Annotated in this window: 15 protein-coding genes and 1 riboswitch; of the genes, 8 read left to right on the top strand and 7 right to left on the bottom strand. The window is 59.0% G+C overall.

Features of this window, described 5'->3' with window-relative positions:
• The coding region (locus NP503_RS32590; RefSeq protein ID WP_206517167.1) for a hypothetical protein at nt 1-223 on the top strand (223 nt) is incomplete at its 5' end.
• A 187-nt stretch (nt 224-410) separates the two neighbouring features.
• Here NP503_RS32590 and NP503_RS32595 read toward each other — a convergent pair.
• From NP503_RS32595 to NP503_RS32605, 3 genes are read right to left on the bottom strand one after another with little or no spacing between them, the layout of a single operon-like run.
• Nucleotides 411-1,466, bottom strand: a complete 1,056-nt coding sequence (locus tag NP503_RS32595) for a hypothetical protein (RefSeq protein ID WP_063169411.1) — start codon at nt 1,464-1,466, stop codon at nt 411-413.
• Nucleotides 1,463-3,529 (bottom strand): hypothetical protein, encoded by a 2,067-nt coding sequence (locus NP503_RS32600; RefSeq protein ID WP_063169412.1) that lies wholly within the window; start codon nt 3,527-3,529, stop codon nt 1,463-1,465. Before NP503_RS32600 ends, NP503_RS32595 begins: the two co-directional genes overlap by 4 nt.
• Nucleotides 3,530-3,531: 2 nt before the next feature.
• Nucleotides 3,532-4,869, bottom strand: a complete 1,338-nt coding sequence (locus NP503_RS32605; protein WP_127248690.1) for a metallophosphoesterase — start codon at nt 4,867-4,869, stop codon at nt 3,532-3,534.
• A gap of 491 nt (nt 4,870-5,360) precedes the next feature.
• Here NP503_RS32605 and NP503_RS32610 point away from each other — a divergent pair, with 491 nt between their 5' ends.
• The 7 genes from NP503_RS32610 to NP503_RS32640 all read left to right on the top strand — a co-directional run bounded on the left by NP503_RS32610 (nt 5,361) and on the right by NP503_RS32640 (nt 11,344).
• The gene (locus tag NP503_RS32610) at nt 5,361-5,624 is read left to right on the top strand and encodes a hypothetical protein (protein ID WP_082826710.1); all 264 of its coding nucleotides are present in this window, start codon (nt 5,361-5,363) and stop codon (nt 5,622-5,624) included.
• Nucleotides 5,625-5,941: 317 nt separating this feature from the next.
• Nucleotides 5,942-6,058: riboswitch (TPP riboswitch) on the top strand.
• A gap of 103 nt (nt 6,059-6,161) precedes the next feature.
• Nucleotides 6,162-7,997 carry a phosphomethylpyrimidine synthase ThiC gene (gene thiC / locus NP503_RS32615; protein WP_063169414.1) on the top strand — a complete coding sequence of 612 codons (1,836 nt, stop codon included), beginning with the start codon at nt 6,162-6,164 and terminating at the stop codon, nt 7,995-7,997.
• The gene (gene thiO / locus NP503_RS32620) at nt 7,994-8,995 is read left to right on the top strand and encodes a glycine oxidase ThiO (RefSeq protein WP_063169415.1); all 1,002 of its coding nucleotides are present in this window, start codon (nt 7,994-7,996) and stop codon (nt 8,993-8,995) included. The genes thiC and thiO overlap by 4 nt, the downstream gene beginning before the upstream one ends.
• On the top strand, nt 8,964-9,161 hold the full coding sequence (gene thiS / locus NP503_RS32625; protein ID WP_024504260.1) for a sulfur carrier protein ThiS: 198 nt from the start codon (nt 8,964-8,966) through the stop codon (nt 9,159-9,161). The genes thiO and thiS overlap by 32 nt, the downstream gene beginning before the upstream one ends.
• Before the next feature lies 1 nt (nt 9,162).
• Nucleotides 9,163-9,936, top strand: coding sequence for a thiazole synthase (locus NP503_RS32630; protein ID WP_024504259.1), 774 nt, complete (start codon nt 9,163-9,165; stop codon nt 9,934-9,936).
• Complete coding sequence (locus tag NP503_RS32635) at nt 9,933-10,538, top strand: thiamine phosphate synthase (protein ID WP_063169416.1); 606 nt, start codon at nt 9,933-9,935, stop codon at nt 10,536-10,538. Before NP503_RS32630 ends, NP503_RS32635 begins: the two co-directional genes overlap by 4 nt.
• Entirely contained in the window at nt 10,529-11,344 is an 816-nt protein-coding gene (locus tag NP503_RS32640; protein WP_063169417.1) for a hydroxymethylpyrimidine/phosphomethylpyrimidine kinase, read from the top strand. Before NP503_RS32635 ends, NP503_RS32640 begins: the two co-directional genes overlap by 10 nt.
• Nucleotides 11,345-12,249: 905 nt before the next feature.
• On the opposite strand, the gene NP503_RS32645 is transcribed toward NP503_RS32640, so the two are convergent.
• From NP503_RS32645 to NP503_RS32660, 4 genes are read right to left on the bottom strand one after another with little or no spacing between them, the layout of a single operon-like run.
• Nucleotides 12,250-12,816, bottom strand: a complete 567-nt coding sequence (locus tag NP503_RS32645) for a hypothetical protein (RefSeq protein WP_063169418.1) — start codon at nt 12,814-12,816, stop codon at nt 12,250-12,252.
• Between the two features lie 24 nt (nt 12,817-12,840).
• Entirely contained in the window at nt 12,841-14,814 is a 1,974-nt protein-coding gene (locus tag NP503_RS32650) for a DUF3732 domain-containing protein (protein WP_063169419.1), read from the bottom strand.
• On the bottom strand, nt 14,815-15,327 hold the full coding sequence (locus NP503_RS32655; RefSeq protein ID WP_063169420.1) for a three component ABC system middle component: 513 nt from the start codon (nt 15,325-15,327) through the stop codon (nt 14,815-14,817).
• Nucleotides 15,324-16,490, bottom strand: a complete 1,167-nt coding sequence (locus NP503_RS32660; RefSeq protein WP_063169421.1) for an ABC-three component system protein — start codon at nt 16,488-16,490, stop codon at nt 15,324-15,326. The genes NP503_RS32655 and NP503_RS32660 overlap by 4 nt, the downstream gene beginning before the upstream one ends.
• Between the last annotated feature and the right edge of the window lie 188 nt (nt 16,491-16,678).

Genomic DNA, 16,678 nt, shown 5'->3' on the forward strand with positions numbered 1-16,678 from the left:
GCCTGGACATTCGCTGTCCCCTCGATTCGCCGCCGCCGAACCGAGTGAATCACGCTCCGCGCCACAAGGGAATCGCAAAACCGAATTGCAGGAAAACAGCCCCAATAAACCGCTAATCCTGCAATTCCAAAGCCGCTATCCGCCTCAATCAACAGGCCAGATCAATGGCTTGCGGATAGTTCACGGCCGACTCACTATTTCTATGCTGAACAGTCTCGCCTGAGTATATGTTTTAGCTAGTCGCTAATTAGACGGAATTCTGCCAGTCTGCATTCCCCCCTGATCTGATGTAGAGCAGCTTCCAAGTGGGAATTAGCCCCCCATCGACCGGATCGGGCGACACGAACATGCGCTGAAGGCTTGGCGGAACGGCTACTGGGACCATGATGCTACTCGAATGCAAGATAGTGTCAGAACGTCCCGGGAAGGCTGCAGGCAGGGGATGTCAGGTCAATCAGCCTATAGATATGATACCGCCCATTCGCTGAGACTTCACGATGGGCATAGGAGGTGGGAATTCTTGCCTTGAGATGGACGCGGCTGTCGGAGCAGGCGAGCACGGCAGCAGCGATGGCCTGAACCTTCGGGCCGCTGACAAAAACGTTCACCACCGCACGCGAGCCGAACCCGTCGAGATACGTCTCGAAAGCATCGAGGTGGGCCATCAGCCCGAAAGCCTGGATGTCGCGAACTTCGCCATCTTCGAGCCGGTGGGTTTCACGTACCTTGGCCACCTGTTGATCGAGCAAAGCATCGATATGCGCATTCTTGTCGCTTCTTGGGACGAGGAGCGAGATCCGTTCCGGACTGACGATATCGATCAATCCGTAGAATACGTCGGCATCTCCTCCGATCCCCACGAGCAGGACTTTCTCTTCGCCCATTCCTCCGCTGCCTTGAAGATGAGGGACGGTGACGTATCGGTCCAAGCCGCTGGAAAAATCCTCTTTGCCGATCGCGTTCCCGTAGATACCTTCGGCGTACCCGAATTCGAGAGACTGAATCGACATTTTCTTGAATGCCACCGCAATCAGCCATTGGATGTAGATTCGCGGCATCGTCGAGCACTCGACGAAAACCTTCCGCAGGCTTCCTTCGTATGAGCCACATGAAGCGGCCATCTGAGTGAGCAGGTGATCGAGGAGATTGATGTTCTTCTGATACTCGATGGAAGGCTCGAGGGTGATCACAGTCACTTCGACGCCCCATCGGGTACCCATAGCGATGAGCTTTCGCCGGTTTTCTTCGACGGCTGGGACGTTCGCTTCCTTCAGAGCAAAGTCCAGAACCACGATCTTGCCGACCTTCAGGTCAAGATGGTTTTCGAACGCGGCGAAACGCGTTTCCCATCCAAGCGCGACGATCGCGATATCTGCCTCCATCGTTTCGCAGGTACCTGCATCTCTCGCCTTCTCGGTGACGGCCAGATGGCCGAAGACTCGATACTCGACAGTTGAAGCGGTCATTCGAGATCGCTCTCGAAAAGCGAGTGCTGGAATTCGGTCTTGAGTGCGGGCCGCGCGACGAGCTCCTTAAACACCGAGTCGGCCCAGTCTTCTGGGAGCCGATGCCTGGTAAAAAGCAGGTCGACCATCCGCGCCGCAGGGATTGTGTTGATTTCGTACGGGCCGCGATAGGAGAACCCGAAGTAAGGTGCAAATCGCCGATGCAATCTGATCATCATCTCCTTCGATGCGGGGTCGGCGCGGTCCACCTCAAAGTTGCCGGCGGCGGAGACCTCCCGGATAAACCCATCCCTTTCCGCCCGACGCAGGACCTCGTCCAGTTTTCCGCTGGGTTGCTCCAGTCGGTTCACCAGCGAGCGCATTTCCTTTAGATCAACCCTGAAAATGCCTCTCTCTGTCGTTCCTAGAGCATTTTCTTCGGCAAACTCTGTCTGGAGGCGAGCGGTCAGGTAACCCAACGCCCGCACCATGCGCACGCTCTCTTCTTCGTACGGATGTGAAAGCGCCTGAAGTCCATCAAGCTTCCGTTGAGAGGCGGCGTTCACAGCCTGTCTCTGCTGTTCGAGATGAATCTGTAAATCCGAGTTGATGAATTCCACCAGTTTTCGTGGATCACTGGAACTCGGAACACTGCGGCGGAAGATCTCTCCCATTATATCAAGGAAATCGCGTATACAGACGTCGCTCAATGATGTGATGATCTGGTGCCCTACGTACGGGTAGTCATGCAGACGCAGCATCTGGCACGCTTTCAGAAAAGCCCATCCCTGTTTCCGGGCGATCGACCTCTTCAGATTTGAAGCATCCGCCTTGCTCATGGGCCGGCGCTTAATTTCCGGGTTCATGAGCGCGAGCGCCAGCCCTTCGGCATAAGGGCGCGCTTTTCGATCAAGAAGGAATTGCTGCTGATCCGCCGTCCTCAAATTCACGGAGAGGAATTCACGTGCTGCATCAGCAAGTGCCACAAGCTCTTCTCTGCCCTCGGAATGACCCGATATGATAACCCGCTCGATGATGTCATTGACGGAAAGCCGCCCCAGCCGGTTTTTGAGCGAAAACGCGCTGAGCGCATCGTTGCGCTCGAGATCACTCCGCAGATGGTCAGGAAGCGCATAGTACAGCCGAAGCGACGACACGTTCTCGCACAGCGTGGCGAACTCCCTCGGATCGACTGAATCAAGATTCTCGACGTCCCGGTCAGCATTCGAGAGCGACTGGCCGGGTATGATCGTCCGGATCGTGTCGTAGAGGCCGCCGATGTAGGCGAGGACCCATTTCACGTTGCCGCGCGTCTTTCTCACCAAGGTGTTCAGGAACTGCTGTTGGAGCGGTGTCAGTGCTTCACAGTCGTCAATCAGTATCTTGAAGAAGGGCGCCCTGTCACCGGCGAAAGATGGGCCATTTAAAAGTGGAGTGATCGCGGTCGCGACCTTGTTAATGATCGCGCCAGGGTCTGTTGCTCTGAAGCCGGTCGCTCCGGCATCGGCGGCAAAGAAGAACGCGTTGAAGCATTCGTCGACGTACCGGGTTATCCCACCCCGCAGCTCATCGATGCTGAAGAAGTCGAGACGGGCAGGTTGGGGTATGAAGTGCAGCACTTCGCGATGCAGTGCCAGGGCGACGTCCCTATCTTCGGAGGCCCGGTATTTCAAGTGGCCGTCGCGTCTGAGCTGGCCGATGCTCTCGAGCAGGCGTTCGACTATCTTCAGCTCCAGATAGTGAGAGAAGATTACGAATTGCCGCGGGATCACGGCGGCCGTGTCGAAGCGTATCCGCTCCGGAATGAGGTTCAGAACGGCGTTGTCGATTAGGGGCGAGAATGTCTCATTGAGCTGGAAGAAGACGCCATACCAAGCGAGCTTGCCGACTTGGTCCGAGAGACTTTTGTCTTCAAGAATATGGACTGTGGAAAGCGAGCGAAGAATGCTGGTCTTGCCGCTGCCTCTCGTCCCTGCGACGAAGACCGGCTTGGCGGCGGCAGAAATCAACGCCGACTTCTGACTGAACCACAGTATCGGGCGGCTTTCGTACTCGATCCTGTTGGGGCCGAACGGATTCTCCATCGCTATTCGTCCCTTACCTTAATGCGCCAAGCCGAGTTTGCCTTGGTGAGGCCGTCTATCTCGATGAAGCGCGCCGCTTGGAGCATCAGAAGAGAGTCTTCCAGATCTAGCCCGAGCTCGGCGGAGGCAGCAATCTCAGTGATCTCGTCCCAGAAGAGTAACCCATTCCCGCGCCTGGTGGCATGGTCGCGCAGTCGGCGCAGCAGGTCAAACGTGTCGTTGTTCAGAAAGGCCTTGCCGTTGGACATGGTCGAAATAAAGCAATGTTCGCCTTCCATGACCGTCCCGTCGGCGACATTGGTGCGGTAGGGTATAAGTCGGATGCCGACGAGCTCTCCCTGATCGGTCGTGAAGAAGACGAGCTCATTGAAACCTGACTGTATCTCTGGTGCTGAGATGCAGATCAATTTGCCGTCCGGAAACCTTGGATCGTTGACGATCTCGACCGGATCAGCATGTATGTGTCCATGCAGGTAGACGATAGGCTTGTTGCCCTGCAGCAGCTGAGTTCTGACAAATCCGCTGTTGAGCATCTCCGCGTATGGCGTAATGCGCGGAGTCTTTTGTGGCAGCAGATTGTGATGGCCGATTATGATGCCGTAACGCATGTCGGGCTGCTGGAGCAATTCCTGTAGGCCTGCAAGCATCTCACGCGAGATGTATGGCGTGTCCATCTGACCGTAATACTCGTCGTCGGACGCCTCCTTGTCTGGATCGCTGGGAGGTGTCGCGGGCGAATGTCCCGAGATGTCCGGCGAGCCGAGATCTACAGGCTCTGTAGAAGGACTGAGTGCCTCGAGACGATCACGAAGGAACGCGGGAAGGTTTTGAAGCTCCCAACTGCCTATCGCTGTGTTGACGAGGATGAAGTTTGCGCCTGCGGATCCTGTCGGAAGTCTGAAGTGCACGGGTTGGTCCACGGGAACGGTCTGCCAACCCAAGCGGGCGGCTAAACTCGCCATTTCGCTGAATTTCTCAGTCGGTCCAAGTTCGCGCGCGTCATCACGGTTCACATCGTGATTTCCCGGTACGAATATCAACGGAAGCGCCTTTGAACTGCGTCCCTGTGCGCGGCAGAGCAACGTGAAATGCTGGAATGCCGAAGCAATGAAGGTCTTGTCGCCACGGCTCGTGAAATCCCCCATGAAGGCGATCGAATCCAAGGGCTTCGAAGTCGTCAGCCGCCGAAGTTTCGTCAAGACGGCACGCAGCGAAGACGCGCGTAGCTTCTGCGTTATTTTCGGAGCGAACTTGCTATCCTTGGCATCGATGTTGCTAGAGGAAGGATGCCAGTCCGGATAGTGAATATCGCCTACTTGAAGGATTCGCACCCGCCGCATAACTCGCCCCCCTGCCGAGAGCCATAGACTAATCCGTTCGCTTTTGCCAAGCGCGAACGATCATCCGCAGTGTCCTTAACGAGGTAGCCTGCACTTTTCGAGAATTGCCACGGCGGCTATTTTTCGGCTGTGAAGCACACGAGACCCGTGACGTGAGACCCAGTTGCTCAATGCCCAGTTGCTCAATGAGCTTTCTTACGAATAAGGGAGAATTTCCGCGGCCGGACTATCTCTGAGCGAGCGTGCATGACTGCCAACGGAAGGTCTTGCACGCACCCTTGCGATCTTGAGCAATGGTCGCCATGACTTTCTTCTTGCAGGCTTTTGAGTGGCCCAGCCTGCGATCACCAGACCCCACCGATTCTAAAGAGCGTGGCAGATGGGATAGTCGAGGTTGCCCGTGCACAGTCACGCTCAGGGCTTGCGCCGCCCAGAGGACACGCTGAAAAGGCAGATTGGGGCGCAAGCACGCCATTCACGAGAGGTTCGACATGAAGACCATGCAAGAAAAAGACATTCCGGCATTCGTACAAGCAGTTGTGGACGCCGGCTGCAAAATTTGCGCGATTGGCAACTTGGGATACGTCTTTGGCGATGCTGATTTCACGCCAGCGCAACGGAGGGCCGTCGAGCCACAGCTGCGTAGGATTGCTGAAATCTACGGCGAACGCGATCATCTCATGAACGAGATAGCTGTATATCTGCGGTCGATCGGACGCCATGTCGAGGTTGAGCCGAAGACAGGTATTTCCTGATGGCCGTGATCGCGAGAAGCCGTCTTCCAACCTCTGAATCCTAAAGGAGGTGACCCCCAAGGCCGTTCGTCACCTTCGACCAGAATAACCACATCCGTGACCGCCTGAGCTACTTGGTCGATACGCGCACATGGCCAATACAGTTTCTCCATCCTTCACGAAGCGAATGAGGCTTTGGCCATTCAGCCCCGGTCTACGGGGCGTGACTTGTCCCCGATGCATGCGCGAGCTCTCCGCCCGGCTGGCCGCCGGTCGTCGCCACCGGCCGAAGGCGCCCGAATGCGCTTGACAAGATAGCGTCAGCCCGTTCAACCTAAGGCATTCACCAGGGGAGTCCCGGCAAGGGGCTGAGATACTGCTGGCTTTCGCGGCGCAGTGACCCGTTGAACCTGATCCAGTTCATACTGGCGTAGGGACGGTGCAAGCGCTTTGCGGGAGTTTACGCCCGAGGTCCTGTTGCAGCAGGTCTACAGAAGCGTCTTTTCATCCTTCCGGCACAGAACTGGGTCTCCAATGCATGAGCAAAGGAGCCTCACGATGAATGCCCTCACCCCCGCCGTATCGACGGGACCACTGCCCGCCTCGCGGAAAATCCACAAGCCCGGCGTCCTCTACCCGCAGATCAGGGTGCCGATGCGCGAGATTTCCGTCCATCCGACGGCCGGCGAACCGCCCGTCACCGTCTACGATCCGTCCGGCCCCTACACCGATCCATCAGTCGAAACCAGCATCGAAAAAGGCCTTGCCCGGCTTCGCCACGAATGGGTCACGGCGCGTGGCGATGTCGAAGCCTATGACGGCCGCCACGTCCGGCCGGAAGACAATGGATTCGCCACCGGCGAGCGCCTGACACCGGAATTTCCGATACGCAATCGGCCGCTCAAGGCCAAGCAGGGCAAGGCGGTGACCCAACTTGCCTATGCGCGCGCCGGCATCATCACGCCAGAAATGGAGTTCGTAGCCATCCGCGAGAATCTCGGCCGCGAGGTGATGCGCGGCAAGCTGCAACGCGACGGCGAAGCCTTCGGCGCGGCGATCCCAGATTTCGTCACACCCGAATTCGTGCGCGACGAGGTGGCGCGCGGGCGCGCAATCATTCCCGCCAACATCAATCATCCCGAGAGCGAGCCGATGATCATCGGTCGCAATTTTCTGGTCAAGATCAACGCCAACATCGGTAACTCGGCTGTCACATCGTCGATGGCCGAAGAGGTCGAAAAAATGGTCTGGGCTATCCGCTGGGGCGCGGACACGGTGATGGACCTGTCGACCGGCCGCAACATCCACAACATCCGCGACTGGATCGTGCGCAATGCGCCGGTGCCGATCGGTACGGTGCCGCTCTATCAGGCGCTGGAAAAGGTCAACGGCATCGCCGAGGATCTGAACTGGGAGGTCTACCGCGACACGCTGATCGAGCAGGCCGAGCAAGGCGTCGACTATTTCACCATCCACGCCGGCGTGCGGCTGCACTACATCCCGCTGACCGTCGACCGGGTCACGGGCATCGTCTCGCGCGGCGGCTCGATCATGGCCAAATGGTGCCTGCACCATCACCGGGAGAGCTTCCTCTACGAGCATTTCGAGGAGATCTGCGACATCGCCAGAGCCTATGACGTCTCCTTCTCGCTCGGCGACGGCCTTCGTCCCGGTTCAATCGCCGATGCGAACGACGCGGCGCAATTCGCCGAACTGGAAACACTTGGAGAACTCACCAAGATTGCCTGGGCAAAGGACTGCCAGGTGATGATCGAAGGCCCGGGCCATGTCCCCATGCACAAGATCAAGCAGAACATGGACAAGCAGCTCGCAGTGTGCGGTGAGGCGCCGTTCTACACGTTGGGGCCGCTGACGACCGACATCGCGCCGGGCTATGACCACATCACCTCAGGGATAGGTGCCGCCATGATAGGCTGGTTCGGCACCGCAATGCTTTGCTACGTCACGCCGAAAGAGCATCTCGGCCTTCCCGACCGCAACGACGTCAAGATTGGCGTGATCACCTACAAGATAGCCGCCCATGCAGCCGATCTGGCGAAGGGCCATCCGGCAGCGAAAACCAGGGATGATGCCCTTTCGCGCGCGCGCTTCGAGTTCCGCTGGGAGGACCAGTTCAACCTGTCGCTCGACCCCGAAACCGCACGGTCCTTCCACGACCAGACCTTGCCCAAGGAGGCGCACAAGCTGGCACATTTTTGTTCGATGTGCGGGCCGAAATTCTGCTCCATGCGCATTTCCCACGACATCCGTGCCGAGGCCCAGAAGGAAGGCATGGCGGCAATGGCGGCAAAATACCGGGAGGGCGGCGATCTCTACATGCAGGCGGACGAGACTGGCGTACCGGTCGTGCCAGAGGCTCCCAAACCATCATGAGGGTGCTCGTCAAAGGGGCCGGCGTTGCCGGCCTCACCGTCGCTTTCGAACTCGCCGCCCGCGGCGCGACGGTCACCGTCGCCGAGATGCGGCATGGCCTTGGTGGCAACGCGTCGTGGTTCGCCGGCGGCATGCTGGCGCCATGGTGCGAGCGCGAAAGCGCGGAGCAGCCGGTGCTGGATCTCGGACGCGATGCTGCCGACTGGTGGGATGCGGTGCTGTCGGGTCAGGTGACACGGGCCGGGACATTGGTCGTGGCCGCGCCGCGTGATGCCGGTGAGCTTGACCGGTTCGCCAGTCGCACGTCAGGGCATCGGCGCGTCGATGAAAACGAAATTGCGCTCCTGGAACCCGACCTCGCCGGCCGCTTCCGGCGTGGATTGCTCTTCCCCGACGAGGCTCACCTCGACCCACGCCCGGCGATGGCGGCACTTCATGACAAGCTTGCGACCATGGGTGTCAAATTCCACTTCGGCTGCGACGCCCGGCCTGTTTCGGGATTCGCCCGTCAGATAGACTGCATGGGAATGGCAGCGGCCGATGACAGGCTGCGCGGTGTTCGCGGCGAAATGCTGATCCTTCGCACGCCTGATGTCTCGCTGTCGCGGCCGGTCCGTTTGCTTCATCCACGCTTTCCGCTTTATGCCGTGCCGCGCACCGATCACCGTTTCATGATCGGAGCGACGATGATTGAAAGCCAGAGCGCCGGACCGGTGACGGCGCGTTCCATGATGGAGCTGCTGGGCGCCGCCCATGCCCTCCATCCGGCCTTTGGTGAGGCCGAGATCGTTGAAACCGGTGTGGGTGTCCGTCCGGCATTTCCCGACAATTTGCCACGCGTCGAAACAGACGGTGAGATCATCGCGATCAACGGTCTTTATCGTCACGGTTTTCTCCTCGCCCCCGCCATGGCGCGCCAGGCTGCCGACCTGGTTTTCAGTCAAGACAGAACCAAGGAGCATGCTCATGAAACTGATGGTCAACGGCGAGGCGCGTGAGATTGCCGCCACCACGCTGGCCGAGTTGCTTGCCGCGCTCGACTATGAGGGCGATTGGCTCGCCACCGCCGTCAACAGCGACCTCGTGCACAAAGCCAACCGCGCGGAGTTCCAGTTGAGCGACGGCGACCGGATCGAAATCCTCTCGCCCATGCAGGGCGGCTAGCATGTTGGAGCTTTATGGAACCGAGCTTTCGTCGCGCCTGCTTCTCGGCACGGCTCAGTATCCTTCGCCGGCCATCCTTGCCGATGCAGTCAAGGCATCGGGCACGTCGGTGGTGACCGTCTCGTTGCGGCGTGAGATGGCGGGCGGTAGGGCCGGCGAACAATTCTGGTCGTTGATCCGCTCGCTGGGCGCCAGAACCCTGCCCAATACCGCCGGCTGCCTCTCCGTCAAGGAAGCCGTCACCACCGCGAAAATGGCGCGCGAGGTCTTCGGCACCAACTGGATCAAGCTCGAAGTGATCGGCAATCACGACACGCTACAGCCGGATGTGTTCGGTCTGGTTGAAGCCGCCCGCATCCTGTGCGAGGACGGCTTTGCGGTATTCCCCTATACCACCGACGATCTCGTTGTCGCCGAGCGGCTGCTGGAAGCGGGCTGCAAGGTCCTGATGCCGTGGTGCGCACCGATCGGTTCCGCCTTGGGACCGGTCAACATGACGGCGCTGCGCTCGATGCGCGGATATTTCCCTGGCGTCCCGCTGATTGTGGATGCGGGGCTCGGACGGCCGTCGCACGCGGCCACCGTCATGGAACTCGGCTTTGACGCCGTGCTCCTGAACACAGCGGTCGCCAAGGCGGCAGATCCGGTCGGCATGGCGCGTGCTTTCGGTAAGGCGGTCGACGCCGGTCGTGAGGCGTTCAGTTCGGGAATGCTCGAACCGCGCGACGTCGCCGTGCCATCGACACCGATGGTCGGCAGGGCCGTTTTTTCATGAAGCTCGATCCCTTCTACCTGATCGTCGACAGCGCCGCCTGGATCGAAAGGTTGGCGCCGCTCGGCGTCAAGCTGATTCAGCTTCGCATCAAAACCATGGATGAAACCGGGCTGCGCGCGGAGATCCGCAAGTCGAAGGCCTGGTGTGTCCAACACAAAAGCCAGCTCATCATCAATGATTATTGGCGCCTGGCAATCGAGGAAGGCTGCGATTTCGTGCATCTGGGCCAGGAGGATTTGCAAACGGCCGACCTCTCGAGGATACGGGCAGCGGGCGTCAGGCTCGGATTGAGCACGCATGATCATGTCGAGCTGGAAACGGCCATGTTTGCCGAGCCCGACTATGTCGCGCTCGGTCCGATCTATCCCACCACTTTGAAGAAAATGAAGTGGGCACCGCAAGGGCTAGAGCGGATCAGCGAGTGGAAGCGGCGGGTGGCGCCGATCCCATTGGTCGCCATCGGCGGCCTCAACCCCGACCGCCTCGACGGCGTCTTTGAGGCCGGCGCCAACAGCGCCGCAGTGGTCACGGACATCACGTTGAGCTTCGACCCCGAAGCGCGCACGCGAGAATGGATCGAAAAGACGGACCGATGGCGATGAGACGAGAACCGCATGTGCTTGTCGTTGGCGGATCAGATTCCAGCGGGGGTGCTGGAATAGCACGCGACATCGAGACGATCTCTGCCGTTGGCGTGCGCACCTGTCTCGCCGTCACAGCGCTAACGGTGCAAACGCACGACGCCGTGATCGAAATCCATCATTCGCCACCCAGCATGGTGGCCAATCAGATGTGTGCCGCGCTACAGGCCAACGACGTAGCCACAATCAAGATCGGCATGCTGGCGACTGCCAAGATCATTGTTGCCGTTGCCGCAGTGCTGCGCAAATTTCCGCAAGTGCCGGCAGTACTCGACCCTGTGCTGGCCTCCACCTCAGGCCGCGCACTTCTGGAAGCAGGCGCTATCGCTGCCATGAAGCGCGATTTGATGCCGCTTTGCTGCATTGTCACGCCCAACCTTCCTGAACTGGCGCTCCTTACTGGTTCCGAACCGGCTTCGGATGAGGACGGTGCGCTCCAACAAGGACAAAGACTGCAGGCCGTCGGCCCTCAGGCCCTGCTGATCAAGGGTGGGCACGCGTCGGGTCCCCGATCGGCCGATATTCTGTTACGCTCCGATCATGAACCCATCCACTTCGACACGCCGCGCCTTGCTATATCGATGCGCGGAACAGGTTGCATGCTGGCCAGCGCGATTGCGGCGCATCTGGCGAAGGCGAAGTCGCTCGAAGATAGCGTGCGCGAAGGCAAGCTGTTTGTGTTCGAGAAGCTTCAGAAATGCCGGCTGAATAATCACAACGTTCTGCGTCCAGCCAAGCAGACCCATTTTCCAGAATTTTTCCAGTAGCGAGACTGGAGGGCTACTGCTTCTCTATGCCATCCTTACAACGCGTTGAGTTCCACTGTGCCGTCCAGAATTATCTGTCGTTGTCCAGAATTAAGCCGGGCTTAGAACTGAAACGAACCCGCCGAAAGGTACGAGCGGCCCTCACTCGATAAGGGTTACCAAACCTATTCCTGTGGGCTACCAATCCGCGTGGTGGGTGGCCTTAGGTTACCAATCAGTGTGGCGTCCGGAATTATCTGCCTCTCTCCGGAATTAAGCCGAGATTAGAAGATCGGTGCGGTATTGCGCCCGGTCAAACCGTGTCGATTTGCGGCGTAGCCGACGTGTCTCACGCTTGGCGGCGTCGCACGCTGGTCCCGATTGTCGCCCGAATATCTGCCTACCGGCGACAGTGAATGCGCCAAGCTAGACCTTCGTCGATAGGGCGGCTCCGGTTTACCAATCCTGTCGTCCTAGGTTGACCAATCCGTTGTCGACCGTGAGCGGGTTTACCAATAAGGGCGGCTATATTCTGCGCAAACCCAATCACCTGATGCCAATCCAGAATTAATCGTCATTAAGGGCATTGGTAAACTCAGTCTGAAACCCCACCCTTAGCCAGAAAACTCTCCTGTTTTCAATCGCATAGCCCGCCCGCCAGCAACCGATAATTCGGGACCGGTAAACCCGTGAAAGGCCCAATAATTCCGGACGTCACACCAGTCTGCCCTTTTATGCGACTTTTCGAGCACAGACCGGGAACATCTGACCGTTTCCATTCATCGCCCAAGGCCGGTTTAGCGCTGGAAAAGCCAAAGTGCGGGAGTAAGAATGGCCGCAACGGGGCCGGAAGCCGTCGGTCAGCTTTCGGGGAGTGATCCCGGTAAGTTCGCAACTCATTCGCTTCTTTTCTGCAGTCCCCGCCATTACGAGTTGGCGGTGTCGGTCGCCGAGGGGATCAACGCCATTACTGCGGCTAGTTCGGCCCTCCGGACGAGGAATGGCATGCGCGTCGTCCCATAGTGCTTGGCAAGATGGAAGCGGTGCATGCCTCCTACGATGTGAACTTGGCCTTGGTACTCGCCGAGCAAAGGCGGTGTGACACCGCGGCCATGCAGCCATCGGTAGGCGATCCCACAGCTCTTGCTCTTGTAACGTTGATGCCAAGGACCCTTGTCCCTGCTGGCGGCGTAGGTAAGCCTGCCGCCAACGTCAGTGACATCAGCGTCGATAAGAATGAAATCCGTCGAAGCGTGGTCGCTGGGATCATCGCCGTCGAACGCGAGATAGAAGTTTGCAGGATCGCAGTCCCATATCGCAGTCAGTGCAACCGGAATGTTCTTTCTTCCTTTGCACCAGATGTCGACCTTGCGTTTCTCCTGAGCGCGGGCGACCTCGAAGGCTTCGTCTAGTTTTCCTTCCGCGACATCCATGGCTGTGATGACGTTCAAGCCAAGGGCCGTCAGACGGTTGATCTCGTCCACGTTCGCCATGCCTTCTCCTCTGGCAGCAGATTATTATCCACCGTTGGAAGATGCGGCGGCAATCCAAGCCTGAGGCACGAGGGCCTGTCCACGCCATTCCTCAATCAACTTGACTCCGGGAAGCTTGCCCCAGACGTCCTCATCTGCATGATCCAGCACGATGATCTGGAGGCGACCTTTCGCGGCCATGACCTCAGCGCCTAGGAGCGCAAAGACCTTCCTGACGGCGACCACGTCCTGATCCCTCCACGCGATGAGGTCGGGGCCCTCGTCGCCCGCCGCCCGCTTAGGAAAATAGACTTGGCTAGGTTGGTCGAAGATCAGCTGACCAGGGACTGGGTGATGAGGTTCGGCCAGGAAGTAGTGCTGCAGCGCAAGCATTAGTGCGACGTGATACGCGAGCCAATTGGCGCCGCTGCCAATCTCCCACAGGTAGTCCTCACGCGTTCCCCTAGTCACCTTGACGGTCAGGTCTTCAATCAACAGCCTAATCGGGGCCTCGGGCCACTCCGCGTCAAGCTGCGGAATCAGCCGATTGGCATGATGGGAGACTTGGTGCAACGCGTTGAATAGCTTGCGCTGGATGTCGGCCTCGGAGATCGTCTTTTGCAGCGTTGCAATATCGGCCTGCAGCGAGGTGAGTTCCTGCCGCAAATCCGACGACTGGTCGGCGCGGTCGTAGACGTGCAACGCCTGCTCCAATCGACCGAGGAAGCGCTCAAGCCTATCGAAGCGATTGGCCTCGTCTCGGGCGACGTCAGAGTCCCGTTCCAGCACCGCTATCTCGCTACGGACATCGTTCAACTCAGATAGGACCGCTTCAGCGGCGCCGCGCTGGCGCAGGATTTCCTTGTCAAGCGTGTTAGACATCGCAGGGTGGGTCCGCAGTCGGATCTCCAGACCGCCGAGGTTGTCGCAAAGGGCCAAGACCTTCTCGCGGCCGCCGTCCCCGAGTGCGACCAACGGATCGGCGAACTCGTCGGCCAAGTCCCTCAGCCACGTGGAAAGGTCCAAGCGGTCACGTTGGATGCGCATGGCGTCGCCGTACGCCTCGCTGCTCTCCACCAGACGGCGCAGTTCGTTCAGGCGCTGACGATGCTCGGTAAGTCGCGCGGCGATTTCAGTTTCCGACGCACGAAGGGTTTCCAGACGCGTCAGCACCACATCGATGCCGGCCAGGCTTGGTCGAGCAAGACTTGAGTTGCTGTTCGACACGCGCCGAAGCAGGTCAACAACGTCACTCCAGTCCTTCGGCACTTCAGTGGAGGAATCGACTAGGCCAAGTTCGACTGCCTGACGCAGCCACGCCTCCGCCTCCGCCCGCCAAGCGCCAGTTGCCGACACGATCGCGCGTAGCTCAGCCTCCTTCCGGCGGAGGTTGCGCTGGAGCCGATCGATCTCAAACCGCGCCTGGAGAATCTTTGCCGTGACCGCGCCCAGAACGTACGGGAAGATGGTCTTTAGCTTCTCCCGGTGTTCCGTCGTATCGGCCTTGAAAAACATCACGTCGGGATTGGCGATCACGTTCTGAGGTTGGAACGTGAAGGCCATGAGGTCGCGGAAGCTTGGCCTTTGCTTGAATCCATTCTCTGTACCTGGTTCGAAGTCGAGGTCAGTCAGTCCTGCCAGGCGGTTCATCGCGCGCTTGACCGTGTCGACATTGGTGGTCTTGTCGGTGATCGTCTCCGGAATTTCGACCTGTGCGCCCTCCAGCAGCACCATGTCGCCTGTGCTCTGTTGGTCCCCCGGTTCGCGTCGCGCCAAGAGCTTTTCGCCCTCCAGCGTCTCGATCAGAATGCCGAACCAGCTGCAGTTCTCGCGGATTACGCCCACCGGAATCGCGCATTTCTCCGAGCCCAGACAGTAATCAACAATAGGGATAACGGCGGACTTCCCGGTCTTCGACGCGCCGCTGATGACGTTGACGACACCGGGCTCGAACTTGACGACCCGCGGCGCTGCACCATTGCGGGGCCAAAGGATCAGTTTTCGAAGCTGGAAATACATCTAGAACTCCACCCGTAACAGGTTGGCCACCTGCGCGGTCCCCAGGTTCGAAAACCAGAAACCCAATTTCTCCGAGGCAGGTCCGAGGTGCTTGACGCGCTCTGGAAGGACGAGCCTCCTCGGTTTCGGTTCTGGTACGTTTGCTCTTAAAGTAGCATCCTTGTAATCCACGGACAGCAGCCGCCCGCTCACACCGACAGCGGCCGATTGCAATGTCAGAGTACGCAGCAGCAGCGCTCGCTCGTGGACGGCGAGGAGTTGTTCCCGTTCCTTCCCGAGCTTGGCCGCGAAGAGCGCCAGTCCAGAGGGTCGGTTTGTCGAAGTCACGATTTCGAGCGTTGCGCGATGCAGGACGATTGGCAGCACGAGAAACGCCAAGGCGAACGGCGCTGGACGTTCGTCCTCAGCCTGGAAACCTTGGCCAAATTGCCACAATGCGAAAGCCCCAAGTCCTGGATTCTGGACAAGGGCGAGGTCGCTGAGCGGTAGGTGCGATCGGCCAGCCTCAATCAAGTCGCTGGCTCCAAAAGAGTCTGGTAGTCGGGATGCCAGCCGAGGCGCAGGCCGTGGGCAAGGGCGTTGAATGATCCGTGGACGAAATGACCGGGGACGACTCGACCATCGAGTGGAGGCTGCAACTGCGCGCAGCGCCTGTAAACTATTCTACCACGAACCGTTGCGGGGTGTCCGGCCTGTATGTCGTGCACCTCTGCACTGACGTGCTCATAGCGACCGACAAGATCATCGTCCCAGTCACTTAGGTTCTTCTCAAAGATTAGCCCGCTTTCGCCCCAGATCGAGATGTCGGCGAGCGTCCTAAGGTAATCGCTAACAGCCCGGACGCACGCTTCGTCTCCCACCTCGATCAGCTCGAGTTGGCGGACGAAGGCGGGACGGTCGGCGATCAATTGTTCGATGGCCTCGACAGGCGGTTGCTTGGTGAAAGACGACAGCAGCCCTGGAAGGTTGTTCTTCTGAACAAATGCTCTTTGCTCGGCCTGAAACGCGTCCACGTCCAAGATGGCGGGCTTGCCAGCTCTAATCAGCCTGTCCGCCGCCTCCTTCGCAGCGCCGATCGCGCGTTCGCACACTAGGTCGATGATGAGCGGAGAGACCGTCGGCTTGAAGATCGCGCGTATCGGATCGACGGGATCTGCATCGACGCTGATAACGGCGAGATTCTTGACCAAGGCGGCGCAATGAGCCGCATCAGCGTTCAGGAAAGCTTGGACGTCGGCGTCGCATGCCGGTGCAGCTTTCAGCTTGCTGTGGGCTTTGGCGAGGTTAGCGACCAGCGCCTCCACGTCGGCATCTGTTTTCGCGTCGTTCAGCGCGATCGCGAAGGCACCCGCCTTCACCGGTGTGACATATAGCCGGAAATGGCTGGTCGCCGGGTCGATCTCTCCCGCCGCCATGAAGCTGAGCCAGTTGGCCAGAGACTTCCACAGGTCCGCAGCCCAGTCGGATATCGGATTTTGCTTCAGTGCGCTCTTGCTTTGCTCAAGAACGACTTCGCCGCCGACCAGGTGAACCGCCACATCGTCTAAATGTTCAAGAGAGACCAAGGCGCCGCTAGGCGCGTTGAGCAGGTGAAAGCAAAGGCGTACAGGTTGAAGCGCATAGCCGAGGTATTGGCCAGCGGCGCTGTGTTTTCCCGTTTGCGTCTTCGCGTTCATTGCCCATCCCGTTCTCCCGAGTCGCACCGGAAGAAGCCAGTAACGATATTGGTATAGTTCGCCGTTGTTTACAATTGGCGCCCCGGCGATAGGACGGCTAGGCGCGATACAATTGCTGTTTAGGGCCAGCTCTCGAAGTCCAGATTCGGCAGGACAATGAATTTGCAGGACGTCCATTATGGGCACAT

This window comes from Mesorhizobium sp. SEMIA396 (assembly GCF_024518615.1).
Taxonomy (GTDB): Bacteria; Pseudomonadota; Alphaproteobacteria; order Rhizobiales; family Rhizobiaceae; genus Mesorhizobium.